Source organism: Polynucleobacter sp., assembly GCF_040400325.1.
Classification (GTDB): domain Bacteria; phylum Pseudomonadota; class Gammaproteobacteria; order Burkholderiales; family Burkholderiaceae; genus Polynucleobacter.
Genome location: NZ_JBBAQK010000021.1, coordinates 1 through 12,756 on the forward strand (window position 1 = coordinate 1; position 12,756 = coordinate 12,756).

Below are 12,756 nucleotides of genomic sequence, written 5' to 3' on the forward strand. Positions count from 1 at the left end.
TAATGACTTCCTTGAGCATCACTTCTCGTAGCGATAAGTCCGCTACGAGCTTCTTTAAGCCGGGTATTTTCCAGTTCTAGATCTTTGTACTTACGAGCCTGATCGACTTTCATGCCGCCATAGATCTTGCGCCAACGATAGTAGCTTTGCTCTACCGTTCCCACTTCTTTACAGGCCTGGGCTAGGGTTTTGCCACTGGTGGTTAAAACATCGATTTGACGCAATAAGGTGACGATTTGCTCGGGTTTAAGACGTTGACCTTTTGCCATATTTAGCACTCCTTTAAGGTGAGAGATTATCAAAAATCCTCTCTTTTGGAGTAGTACTAAAAATCAGGTCAGTTCAGATTAATGTCATGTGACATCGTGAGACTAACTCAGTCCATCAATTAGCAAAGAAATATTACTCAGAAATAGAGTTAATTTCAAAATCAACCAGAGGTAGGTCAGCCCAATAAAATTCCATCATTTTCAAATAAGCAGCTTCAATATGCTTGCTAAAGAGAGGGGAATTAAATAGTGGGCTTTTTAGTCGGTTTTCTGCTAACTTTTTCTTAATGCTTATTAGCTTCTGTGGATTGGTCGCCAACTCTATTGCTAGCGCCTCATAGGCTGACTTAGTTGTTGTAATGAGCTCTGGCAATTCAATATTATTTAGTAGGCTAGCGGCTACACGACTGGCAAAGGACTCGCCTATAAGAGTGAGCACAGGCAATCCAGCCCACAATGCATCGCTAGCTGTGGTTCCGGCATTGTAGGGTGCCGTGTCCAAAAATAAATCACACGCTTGGTAGCGAGCTAGATATTCATCGGGATCGAGATGCTTCCCAAAAACAAGTCTTTGTCCATTAACCCCCCTGGCCTCTGCTTCTTTTATTAGATTGGATTTCGCCCATTCATTCTCAGCGTATAAAAACAGTACACTCCGTTTAGTAGACTTTAATATATGCATCCAACTGTCGAACGTCTCTGGCAATATTTTGTAGTTATTGTTAAAGCACGTAAAAATAAAGCCGTCCTCAGGTAAACCTAACTCTTCCCGCGTAAATACTTTATCAGCTATCTTCCTGCGTGAATCGTTGACTTGATAACTGGGTAGGTAAGCAATTTTCTCTGTGTAGTATTGCTCGGAGCCTTGGGGAATAATTGTTTTATCTGCTACTAGATAGTCTATATACTCAGAGCCCATAGTACCCAAGTATCCAATGTAGCCAACTTGAATGGGTGCGGCACGATAGGCAAAAATACCGGTTCTGCCATTAGCTGTATAGCCCCCCAAATCAACTGCAATATCAATACTCATCTCTCTAGAAAGGTGTGCAACTTCCTTGTCAGAAAGATAGCTTACGTCGATAAATTGGGTAAATGCCCCTTGTAAACGTATACGAATTGCACTTTTGTCATCGGCCCCAGAAGAAAAGGCAAATATTTCAAACATATTTTTATCATGTAATTCAAAAAGTTCTGCAGTCAAGAAAGAGACGGCATGATTTCGAAAGTCAGATGAAAAATACCCTATACGGATTTTCTCTTGCCGTGAATGCTTTGGTATATCTCCTAGGCTTGGATTAAATGGAAATTTATTTTGGGCATAAATCTCGGCGCATTTTTTATGTAAAGAAAGATTATCAATTAATGAGATAAGCGGGAAAGGTGACGTTACCTTTTTGTCAGAGTTTATATTTTCTTGGATTGTGATTTTTAATCCTTCAATCCCAATCCATTCAGAACGCCTCATTTTTATATGAGCAATGTCGCCTAGAATAAAGCTAATGCTGGGATCTAATGAGAGCGAATTTTCAAAACAAATTAGAGCTTCATTAAATTTTTTGATGTCACAAAGGGTGCTGCCTTTATTGCACCACGCCTCAGCAAAATTTGGCTGTAGTCGAATTGCTTCATTATAATTTTCAAGCGCCAATTCAGGCCTCTTCAATTCATCATGCAGCCTTCCAAGATTGAAGAATAGCTGAGGGATATCCTTTCGAATATTTAATGCTTTGGTATAGCAAATAAGCGCCTCATTTAATTTGCCCAATTGAGCTTGTGCCGTTCCAAGATCATGAAGGGCCTCAAAAAAATTACCGCCTTTTTCTAGTGAACTGGTAAAACAAGTTTTGGCCTGATCAGGTCTACCGGATTCAAGGTGAATTGCACCAAGCTCATAAAGGGCTGCAGCGGAACAGCCCTCTTCTTGAGAGGCCCTAATAAGAAAATGATAGGTTAACTCAGGATTTCCTTTTTGCCCATTAATATAAGCCAGCAATTCATATGCTCTAGAATTTTTGGCATTAATTTGTAATACTTCATGCAACACAGATTCAGCGAATTCATAATTATTATTGCGAAAGCTATTTTCTGCAATTATTAGAAGTTGATTTATATCTTGCAAGCTCACAGTTTATATTGTAATTAAAGTCAAGTGTCAATCTGGTGTGTTGCTTCACGGTGAGTATCTGCTTAGGGTCGATAGTCACCCATAACAACAGCTTAACTTAAGTGTCGATTAAATTGACGCTTCATGAATTGTCGTTTTAAACGATATTCATAGACACTATGGTGGTTGACTGGCACAGGTATGGCAACACAATTTTTTGACAAGTTAAAGCTGGTGACTCAAGCCCTTGAAATCAAAGCAAAAGCGATCTATCGGAGGATATTTAAAATCCTTGTGTCGGCGGTTCGATTCTGCCCCGGGCCACCAAACTCTAATGCCCTGCATCGTGCGGGGCATTATCTTTTGTTCGGGCGTGACTTAATCTTCCAGAATACTTCTAAGCATCCAGGCAGTTTTCTCATGAATATCTAGGCGTTGCGTTAAGAGATCCGCAGTAGGCTGATCATTTGCTTTATCCACTAAGGAGAAAAGTTTGCGCGCAGTTTTGGCTGTAGCTTCTTGAGCTTTCACAAGGTAACGAACCATTTCGAGGGCTTTTGGAGTTCCGCTGACTTCTGCAATGGAAGTCAGCTTTGAAAATTCTTTATAAGTAGCAGGTGCTGGCTCTCCTAGGGCTCGAATTCGTTCTGCTATCAAGTCTAGGGCCGCCCATTGTTCTGTGTACTGAGCCATAAACATGTTGTGAAGCGTATTAAACATCGGCCCTGTGACGTTCCAATGAAAATTATGCGTCATCAGATAGAGGGAGTAACTATCGGCCAAGAGTTCAGACAAGCCTTTTGCAATAGCTTTGCGATCTTTCTCATTAATTCCGATGTCAATTTTTGATGCCAAAGATTTTGTGGGCACTATTTTCTCCATGGTTGTGAATAGCTTTCGGAACGAAGCCGAATTTATTCGTTATGACTATACTAGCTCAAGCATAAAAAAATCATATGAAATTGTTTGTTTCCAGTAGTTCGATTCCGCCCCGAGCCACCAAGATTTTGAATGGCCCATTTCTTGGGTAGTACTTTCATTTGGTCTGGTAGGGTTAGACGCCATCAGTTAGAATGGCAATACTTAGGCTAACAAAATACCAGCCATAAAAATCATTATTTCTTTAGCCCTAGCCTTTTTCTCAGTAAACTTGTTTGGATACGAGATCTTTGCTTTAGGGACCAGCAATACGAACTGTAAAGGCGGGGGCCAAGCATATACAGCAACATTGAATGAGATATTTACTCAAGAAATGATAAATGCTCAGGTTGTTAACGCCGGAATAGATGGCGATAGACCTCAATTTATGATGGTGAGATTAGAGCAAGGGCTAAAGGCCTTTCCCAATACCAAGCTTGTTATTTTTGAGCCCGGCCCTAATGAAAAAAATAAAAGATTTAACCTAGAGGCAAGCGAAGAAATCTTGAAATATTTACAAGCAATGAAAATGCCGACAATTTATGTTTCAAACACAACAATTCAAACGGAAGAAGAGGCTTTGCAATTTGCTCAAAAGTTTGGTGCCTACTATTATGGAAATTGGACCAGAGGAGTTCCTCGAGATAGGGATCATCGTCAATATGATCAAGGCGGGCCTGGACATATGACTTCCGCCGGATGTAAGGTATGGGCCACCAATATGGCGCCGTTTATACAGAAGGTTATTAAAGAGGCAAATATTCAGTAAGGATTTAACATCCAAGGCCCTGGTCGATTCCGCCCCGGTCACCAAGAATTCTCAAAACATTAGAGTTGGTCCATTGAATATCTAGTATTAGACACGGTCTGGCAACATTTCTTCTCGGTCTCCCAGCCTTTCCTTGACTAGAGGTTTTCCTTTAAAGGGTGCTTCAATGCTGGCCCTGGTTGCCAAGGAAATCAAACAAGAATATCCTTAATTTCTGATACTTAATTAGGCTTGCATGCTATATTTCGAGTATATTTCTCGACATCTACGTAGCTTAGCTATTCAGATTTTTAATTATTTAGCAGAGTTGGTATACCTAAGGTGCTTATATGAATGAAGGAACTAAAAGTAATTTAAGCTCAACTATATTAATCTTGCTAACCATTTGCATTTTAGAAATAATAAGCCACTGGGTGAGTGGTAGCGGAAAGCCTGATAGTAATAATCTCTTTTTTCGATTCGAGCTAGTTAGAACCCTAAGCCCGGTTCTCATGTTTTTTATTGTTTCACTTATTTATTATTGGTTTATTTCAGACCCTAAAGGTTTCAAAAAGAGCTTACTCATAGCAATACTCGCGTTAGGTATAGTAATTAATTTGCTTCAAATCTCCTTTTCGGGGGGCTTAGAAGGCGCGGACCTATTTTATGATAGATGGGGCCAATTCTTTAATAAGGTATCCTTATAGACAGACATGCTCGCCCAGTTACTGCGAATTTATGTTATCTACAGGATTCTTCAAATCTCTGATCGCTAAATTTAAGGCTTGGTCTTATGCTAGCGTCTCAATCGGTAGTTTGATTGTACCCCGGGCCACCAAGAATCTCAATAGCCCACTTGTTGGGCTATTTTTTTCGGGCTTGGCGTGTTATCCCATCTTCAGCATAATTACACCAAGCAAAATCAAGGCGGCGCCGATCCAGTGAATTGGAATATTAAGGTCTCCAAAAACGTAAACGCCAATTGCAAAAGTACCCACTGCGCCAATGGATGTCCATATCGCATACGCTGTGCCGATAGGAATGCCTTTTAATGAATACCAAAGTAAGAATCCACTCAGTACCATGCTTGTTCCAGCCAAAGCAATGCCCCAGATTTTCATGCTGGGATTATTTGATAGCTTTAATCCAAGCGGCCAACCAATCTCAAAAACACCTGTCATTAATAGAGATAGCCAGTACATGTTGAGCCTAGAGTTAATCGAAGAATTTACCTTATCAAAGTTTTTCACGCTTTTAAATAGGATTAGACATCCCTGCGTCAATCGATGCCGTTTTAAACGACATATACGCTACTATTAGACTATTCATAGTTAATGTTTCAAATATGAGCCAATCTAAAAAAATCATTGTCTATATCAATATAGCCCACTTCATAGATCATTACGCTATGCTGATCTTTGCGGCAGCAGTGCTTATTATTGCCCCTACTTTTAATATGAAGTACGGAGAATTGCTGCCGTACGCTACCCCTGGATTTATTGCTTTTGGCGCAGGCTCATTGCTTGCAGGATGGTTAGGCGATAAGTGGAGTCGTCGCAATATGATGGCCATTTTCTTTTTCGGAATGGGGCTAACTCTTTTTGGTGTTTCTTTTATTCAAACACCGCTTCAATTAGGCTTCATGCTTTTACTGATTGGCATGATTGCATCCATCTACCATCCAGTTGGAACTGCTATGCTTGTTTCCAATGCTGAAAAATTAGGAAAAGAAATGGGCATCAATGGTGTCTGGGGAAATATTGGGGTCGCTTCTTCGGCCCTCATCACGGGCATTATCACTGAATACTTTGGATGGCGTATCGCATTTCTAGTACCTGCAGTCGTTTGCTTGTTAGTTGGTTTTTTATATTTACGAAGTATTCCAAGTTCAGTTGATCAGATTGTTAAAAAATCTTCAGCAGGTTCAGCTCGGGTATCAAAGTCGGTAATGATATGGGTCGTGGCATCTCTTGTCATAACAGTCATCGCCAGCTCTACGACTTTTAATGCGATTACAGTCGCTTTGCCAAAATTATTTCAAGAGAGACTTTCAAACTTAACAACTAATACCGCAACTTTGGGAATCATTACTTTTTTTGTTTACTTATCTGGAGCCCTTGCTCAATACATCATTGGAAACTTACTAGATAAGTTCTCTCTTAAAAATATATTTTTACCTTTGGCAATTGTGATTGTTCCAACACTGTATTTGGCTTCAACAATAAGCGATTATTGGTTAATTGTTTTAGCGATTATTATTATTGTCGCCATCTTTGGGCAGGTGACAGTAAACGATACGATGCTTGGGAAATATACGGCTGATGAGTGGAGGGGTCGTGCCTATGCGGCAAGATACTTTTTAGGTTTTACTGCTGCAGGACTATCAGTGGGCTTGGTCTCTATTCTTTATAACCAAGGCGGTTTTGATTTGATGCTAAAGGCGATTGCTGGACTGAGCTTACTTACGGTTGTGGGAGCAGTTATTTTTCCTAAAGAAGACAGGAAAAGCTAAGTAATTTAAGGGAGTGTTGATTTGATAAAAATCAATATATAAATTCTGCGCTCTGAGAAATTACCCCTCGTAAGATTTTGATTTCATAGAAAAATTAGATCGGTACAAGCACACACAATTTTTAGAAAAGTCCAGGCGGGTGGCTCAAGCCCTTGAAAGTAAGGCTACTTAAATAATAAGGCCTAACTTTCTAGGTTCTCCTTAAAGTAGGACTTATTGCCATAAATTAAGATGGCATTTATTGTTCCTATAAAATATTTTTTGATTTAATATATTTATGTCCATCGTATTCCAATAAGCACAACAAATTAAACATACCTTTTAGAAAAAGAAATCTTTATGAAAAGTTTATAAATCTTTGCTGTCATTTTTATTACATTCATTGCTGTGCTAGGCGGTTTAATAGAGCAAGGGATGGGCGGATCAATGATTCGTCTTTACGTATCTCTTTTCTTTGTATTTAATTGTATAGCCATTGCCAGCTTGTTTTTGTACATCTTTACAAATAAGCAACTATTTAAGACTGTTGCTTTAGGGTGTCTTATAGTTGAGTTTATTTTAGCCCTCTATTCGTTTTATGCTTACTTTAGTGTGAAGGTAATAGTGATTGATCCCAGTATTTTGGTAACAACTTTTTGTATGGAAATTTTTAGATTAGTTGCCATTTACTTATTAATAAGTCATAGACATGTAGCTAGCTCTTCAGCTTCTTCAGATTCCTAGTCCTATTCTCAGGGGTTCGAACAAGGCCATCAAGAACCACCTTCGGGTGGTTTTCATTTGGGGCTTATATGGTCTGTACCATTATTTAGAATGCTTGAGTCGTCAGAATATTACTTATTGGTGCCATCAATCAGAGGCTCAAATTCTATGGCGTGGCCAATGTATTTGGGGCAGTGTAGCCACAAAATTGAGCTATAGAGACCAATATCATTAAAAATACTTTTCTTATTTATATCTCATTAGAAGTGCTTAAGTGGATTCTTGTTCTAGAGAGCAGCGTCAGCATTTGGACTGGCTTGATGGCAAAATACTTTACTAACTATAATTCTGTAATTAGGCGCCAACATATTTTGAGATTTTTATGAACCCTGAAAAAGCTGCGGATATAGTTGAAAAAGAAGGCGATTCTCAGCCACATCTGAAAAAAGCAATAGTGATCTCTATCTTGGCAATGGTTTTAGCATTTGCAAGCTTGGGAACAGATAGGACATCAAAATTATTAGCAGTGAGCAATATTCAACTTTCTAATACCAACACAATTTATGAGTTTAGAGCTTTGCGCCAATTAGTACTAAATATAGCCATTGATTCATTTAATTACGATCTGAGCAATATTCCACCCAATAAAAATACTGCAATTAACCAAGAATCTTTGATGGGTATGCAACAAATTATTCGCGGCTATGAAAAACAAATAAAGAGCCTTGAGAGTGACGAAAATCGCGATGATGATAAGCAGCACTTACAAGCAAAATTAAATGTTCTTGCAGACCTTATTCAAACTACAAAAGAGAAAAATGAACGTTTTGAATATGCCGAAGTAGCTTTACAAATAGCCATTGTGTTAGTTTCTGCATCGATAATTTCTTCAGCTGCCCTCCTGCTTTGGTGCGGCATTGGCATTGGTTTTATCGGATCAATACTTACATTAAATGGCTACTTGCTATTTTTCTAGTAAATATAGTTGCGTGAAACGCTTTGATTAAAGTCGAATATCCTAGGCCCTGGCCAATCCTGCCTCAGGTCAGCAACACACACTAAAACTACCTAAGGGTGGTTTTTCGTTTGTCATTGAATTGCCATCAAGTTAGAGCTAAAGCCAAGTATCCTCAGCCCTGATCGTCCCCTTTTTTATGGGGGTATGGCTGTAAAGCTAATTGCTCTAAAAGGTGATGATTGCTAAATTCAGATAGTGACAACTTCAATAAATTAATAGGGCTATGATGAAAAACGTTATTACAACTGTGGCGCTAGTATTCGCACTGGCTAACCTTAGTTTAGCTATTGCCGCAGGTGCGGGTGGCGTGATAGTGGATCAAGGCGCCCGCGAAGGTAAGCACTTTGATGTGAAGGGCAAAATGCCCTCAAAGTTCACCATTGAGTTACAAAATGGTTTACGTAAGTCCTTGCCGTTTGAAGATAAGCGTGATTTTGAAGAAGCCAAAAAAGGTTTCATTGTGGCCCCCTCTTACAAGCAGATTATGGCTGAAGCAGGTAACGTTGCTTGGGATATAGGTAGCTATGATTACTTGTTAGATGGCAAAGATTTCGACAGTATTCACCCATCATTACAACGTCAAGCAATCCTCAACATGGCTTATGGATTGTACGAAGTGGTGCCGGGAAAGATTTATCAAGTTCGTGGTTTTGATCTTGCAAATATCAGCTTTGTAAAAGGTAAAACAGGCTGGATCGTATTCGACCCATTGACTGCTAAAGAAACGGCTAAAGCAGCCTTAGATTTAATTAATGAAAAACTGGGTAAGCGCCCAGTTGTTGCAGTGGTTTATTCTCATTCCCATGCAGACCACTACGGTGGCGTGCGGGGCGTTGTTGATGAAAAAGATGTAAGAAGCGGTAAGGTGCCTGTCATAGCACCTATCGGATTTATGGATCACGCCATTGCAGAAAATGTCTACGCAGGCACTGCAATGAACCGACGTATGTATTTCCAATATGGCGTTCTTCTGCCGCGCAGTCCATTTGGGCACGTTGACCAATCAATTGGTAAAAATACAGCATCAGGTAATTTAGGTCTTATTGAGCCTAGTCGTTATGTTTCAAAAGATTTTGAAACATTGACCATTGATGGCGTTGTCATGGAATTTCAAAACACACCTGGAACTGAAGCTCCGGCAGAGATGAATACTTATTTCCCTCAAATGAAAGCTTTCTGGGCAGCGGAAAACATCACCGGCACCATCCACAATATTTACACACTGCGTGGCGCACTGGTGCGTGATGCTTTGGCTTGGTCTAAGCATATCAATACAGCCTTATATCGTTACGGTAATAAGGTTGAAGTAATGTTTGCCTCACATAGCTGGCCACGCTGGGGTAATGAGCGAATTCAGGAAATCATGCGTACTCAACGCGATACCTATGCGCACTTAAATAATGAGGTTCTTCATCTCGCGAATAAAGGTGTCACTATCAATGAAGTTCATAACGTTTATCATTTGCCTGAAAGCTTGAAGTCTAAGTGGCATGCTCACAGTTATCACGGTTCAGAAGAACACAACAGCCGTGCAGTGATCAATCGTTATCTGGGTTACTGGGATGCTAATCCTGCAACTTTGATGCCTTTGTCACCAAAAGACTCTGCACCTCTTTATGTTGAAATGATGGGAGGATCTAATAAAATTATCAATAAATCCAAAGCCTTGCATGATGAAGGCAAATATCGTGAAGCAACTGAAATCTTGAATAAGCTAGTTTATGCAGAGCCAGAAAATACCGCAGCTAAAGACTTATTGGCTGACGTTTACGAACAAATTGGCTACCAAAAAGAAAGCCCAAGCGTTCGTAATAGTTTCTTGGCTGCTGCTTATGAGTTAAGGCATGGTATGCCTGCAGGCGTTCCGCCTAAGTCAAGCGGACCAGACACAATCAAGGCGATGACCACAGAATTGTGGCTTAATGCCCTGGGTATTGCTTTGGATAGTAAAAAAGCAGCTGGCAAGAAATTCATCATCAATTTATCAACACCAGATAATGGTGAGAAATTTGCCTTGGAGATGAGTAACTCAGCCTTGACTAATATAAAGGGACAGCAAGCTGAAAACGCTGACCTTTCAATCATGATCAATCGTAAAGAGCTCGAGTTGGTGATGGGGGGTAAGTCTACTTTTGATAAATTATTATCAGAAGGCAAAGTTAAGTTTGTTGGTAATCGAAAAGCTTTTGATGAATTACGCTCATCATTAACAACGTTTGTCCCTGATTTTGAATTAATTCCTGGAACAAGGTCAAAGACTAAGCCACTACCATTTGCTCCTGCAAAAGACCCTTTAGAAGCACCAGAGCCTGCAAGTTCGGCCGGAGTTTAATTTTAAGAATTAAAAGCAAGGCCCCAAAGGGCTACCCACGATTAAAGGGACATCCTTTTTATGAAATGTCCTTTAAAAAGACAAACTTATAGCCATCCTGATCGCTTAAAGCGCCAGAAAAGGAATGAGCAAGTCAATACGATAATGCCAACGGCAAATGGATAACCATAGTCCCACTTTAATTCTGGCATTTGTTCAAAGTTCATTCCCCAGATACCAGCAAAAGCTGTTGCTACCCCGAATATGGCTGCCCAAGATGCTAAGCGTTTTTGAATATTATTTTGCTCAAGGGCGATGGCAGATAGGCTCACTTGGATTGCTGTCCCGATGGCATCTCGAATACTCTCGATGACTGAGTTAATGCGTGTTAAGTGATCTAAGATATCGCGAAAATATTCAGTGCTATTGGCGCAAATAGGTGGAACCCGACCACTAGATAGTTTGCCAACAGCCTCCATTAGCGGAGAGACGGCATGTTTTACGATCATCACTTTTCTTTTTAGCTCGAAAAGTCTTTCAATATTGGATTTAGTAGAGCGTTCGTCGAAAAGAGATTCTTCAATATTCTCGAGCTCCTCTTCCAGCTTGTCAATCATAGGAAAATATTGATCTACAACCGCATCAATATGGGCATATAGGACAAAACCTGAGCCTTGACTCAGAAGCTCAGGTTCTCGCTCGCATCGCTCTCTAACCCCTAAAAATTTGACATCAGATCGATTGCGGATAGATAGGACATAGTCAGAGGCTGCAAAGATATCTAACTCTCCAACCGAAATATCATTGTCGTACTTCAATATCTGAATCACTGCGAATATGCTGTTGCCGTATTCCTCAATCTTAGGTCTTTGATGTCCTAGTAGCGCATCTTCGACAGCCAGTGGATGAAGGTCAAATTCCTCTTCCATCTTGGCAATTTCATCTACAGTCGGGTCGAGTAATGCCACCCAAACAAAGGAATCCATATCAGCAAGATGGTCGCTAATATACCCAATATGAATATCGGCGATTTTTTACCTTTTTGGTAAGAGGCGCAATTAATTAGCATAGGTAGAAACAATAGTCATTCTGTAAGCTTCACTCTAGCTTAGGGTACAAATATGACTGAAATCTTAAAAATCCTGTAATAAGACAGGATCAAGCATCCTAGGCCCTGTCCGGCTCCGCCTCAGGCTACCAAGATTCTATAAACCACCTGCGGGTGGTTTTTTCATTTGCACTGCCCTTAAATAGGACGGCTCAATTAAGACAATCGTCTAGTTGTAGGAGGTTTGACCACTTAGTTTTTTGTAATTGATCTAGCAATAAACTGAAGGATGACTTGCGTAACTATTGCCACGACAACCGATGATAGGACTGCTATCAAAATAGAAGTCTCTGGTAGCAAAAGCGTCAGGGTTAAAAAGAATGCTACGAAAGAATATAGACCCTTGACCATTCCACGGTAAACCTGTGTGACATGAGTGGACCCTAAAGTAGTGTGGGTAAATACAGCGAGGACTAGTCCAATGACTGGAAAAACCGCAAGGATTCCACTCCAAACTTCACCTAAAGCCCCAGCCAAAGTAGTAACAGTGAAAGTTAACAAAGCACCAACCAACATGCGCCAAGGAAGATCGTGTAATTTAGTATTTGGTGGGGTAGTCGATTTTATGCGAGGCAGAAGAAGCGGCGTAATGATCAGCGAACTAATAGCGATCAGTAATGCAATACCAAGACTTGGTGAAGTCATGGCCAAAGTAAGCGCCAAAATGAACCATGCTATCAACGCAGAAAGTAGGGCGAAGATCCAACTCCAACGAATACATGCCCAAGAGTAGACTAGTCCAAAAATAAGTAGGCAGGCTGTAGCGGAGATTACAGATATAGAGGTTAAATCAGCAAATTCAGAGCCTTGTTCAAGCGCAATGAAAATAATAATGGGTCCTGCTACAACTGGAAAAGCACCTACTAATCCCGCAACGCTAGAACCCCATTTACGACCTACTAAGGTAATTAAGCCAATAAAGAGAGGAACTATAGTGAGTTTAAGAATAAGCAGCACTGGGTGATTATAGGTAGTTACGCTTTAGATTCCAGATTGTCGTGTCGGTGGTTCGATTCCGCCCCGGGCCACCAAGAAACACCAAAACCACCTTCGGGTGGTTTTT

The 12,756-nt window shown here is 40.3% G+C and carries 8 protein-coding genes and 2 pseudogenes; 4 read left to right on the forward strand and 6 right to left on the reverse strand.

Going from position 1 to position 12,756, the window contains the following annotated elements; translation table 11 throughout:
- The 3 genes and pseudogenes from ABWP14_RS10875 to ABWP14_RS10885 form a co-directional block, all read right to left on the reverse strand.
- Positions 1 to 269 (reverse strand): annotated as a pseudogene (locus tag ABWP14_RS10875) (transposase); the annotation flags it as partial.
- 133 nt (positions 270 to 402) lie between these two features.
- Positions 403 to 2,397: an O-linked N-acetylglucosamine transferase, SPINDLY family protein gene (locus tag ABWP14_RS10880; RefSeq protein WP_353202995.1), complete on the reverse strand. Its 1,995-nt coding sequence runs from the start codon at positions 2,395 to 2,397 to the stop codon at positions 403 to 405.
- Between the two features lie 357 nt (positions 2,398 to 2,754).
- Positions 2,755 to 3,258, reverse strand: coding sequence for a Dps family protein (locus tag ABWP14_RS10885; protein ID WP_353202996.1), 504 nt, complete (start codon positions 3,256 to 3,258; stop codon positions 2,755 to 2,757).
- Positions 3,259 to 3,604: 346 nt separating this feature from the next.
- Between ABWP14_RS10885 and ABWP14_RS10890 the strand changes: the two genes are divergently transcribed.
- The gene (locus tag ABWP14_RS10890; RefSeq protein WP_353202997.1) at positions 3,605 to 4,063 is read left to right on the forward strand and encodes an SGNH/GDSL hydrolase family protein; all 459 of its coding nucleotides are present in this window, start codon (positions 3,605 to 3,607) and stop codon (positions 4,061 to 4,063) included.
- 866 nt (positions 4,064 to 4,929) lie between these two features.
- Here the strand turns inward: ABWP14_RS10890 and ABWP14_RS10895 are convergent.
- Positions 4,930 to 5,244: a DMT family transporter gene (locus tag ABWP14_RS10895; RefSeq protein WP_353202998.1), complete on the reverse strand. Its 315-nt coding sequence runs from the start codon at positions 5,242 to 5,244 to the stop codon at positions 4,930 to 4,932.
- Between the two features lie 143 nt (positions 5,245 to 5,387).
- On the opposite strand from ABWP14_RS10895, the gene ABWP14_RS10900 reads away from it, so the two are divergent.
- The 3 genes from ABWP14_RS10900 to ABWP14_RS10910 all read left to right on the forward strand — a co-directional run bounded on the left by ABWP14_RS10900 (position 5,388) and on the right by ABWP14_RS10910 (position 10,606).
- Positions 5,388 to 6,554: an MFS transporter gene (locus ABWP14_RS10900; protein WP_353202999.1), complete on the forward strand. Its 1,167-nt coding sequence runs from the start codon at positions 5,388 to 5,390 to the stop codon at positions 6,552 to 6,554.
- Between the two features lie 1,084 nt (positions 6,555 to 7,638).
- On the forward strand, positions 7,639 to 8,232 hold the full coding sequence (locus tag ABWP14_RS10905; RefSeq protein WP_353203000.1) for a DUF4337 family protein: 594 nt from the start codon (positions 7,639 to 7,641) through the stop codon (positions 8,230 to 8,232).
- Positions 8,233 to 8,497: 265 nt separating this feature from the next.
- Positions 8,498 to 10,606 carry an alkyl/aryl-sulfatase gene (locus ABWP14_RS10910; protein ID WP_353203001.1) on the forward strand — a complete coding sequence of 703 codons (2,109 nt, stop codon included), beginning with the start codon at positions 8,498 to 8,500 and terminating at the stop codon, positions 10,604 to 10,606.
- 86 nt (positions 10,607 to 10,692) lie between these two features.
- Here ABWP14_RS10910 and corA read toward each other — a convergent pair.
- Both corA and ABWP14_RS10920 read right to left on the reverse strand, forming a co-directional pair.
- A pseudogene (gene corA / locus ABWP14_RS10915) lies at positions 10,693 to 11,654 on the reverse strand (magnesium/cobalt transporter CorA).
- A 231-nt stretch (positions 11,655 to 11,885) separates the two neighbouring features.
- Complete coding sequence (locus tag ABWP14_RS10920; RefSeq protein WP_353203002.1) at positions 11,886 to 12,650, reverse strand: hypothetical protein; 765 nt, start codon at positions 12,648 to 12,650, stop codon at positions 11,886 to 11,888.
- Between the last annotated feature and the right edge of the window lie 106 nt (positions 12,651 to 12,756).

Bases quoted from the DNA above. Each gene is read 5' to 3' on its own strand.
- ABWP14_RS10885 (WP_353202996.1), bottom strand. From the start codon at position 3,258: ATGGAGAAAATAGTGCCCACAAAATCTTTGGCATCAAAAATTGACATC.
- ABWP14_RS10895 (WP_353202998.1), bottom strand. From the start codon at position 5,244: ATGTACTGGCTATCTCTATTAATGACAGGTGTTTTTGAGATTGGTTGG.
- ABWP14_RS10900 (WP_353202999.1), top strand. From the start codon at position 5,388: ATGAGCCAATCTAAAAAAATCATTGTCTATATCAATATAGCCCACTTC.
- ABWP14_RS10905 (WP_353203000.1), top strand. From the start codon at position 7,639: ATGAACCCTGAAAAAGCTGCGGATATAGTTGAAAAAGAAGGCGATTCT.
- ABWP14_RS10910 (WP_353203001.1), top strand. From the start codon at position 8,498: ATGATGAAAAACGTTATTACAACTGTGGCGCTAGTATTCGCACTGGCT.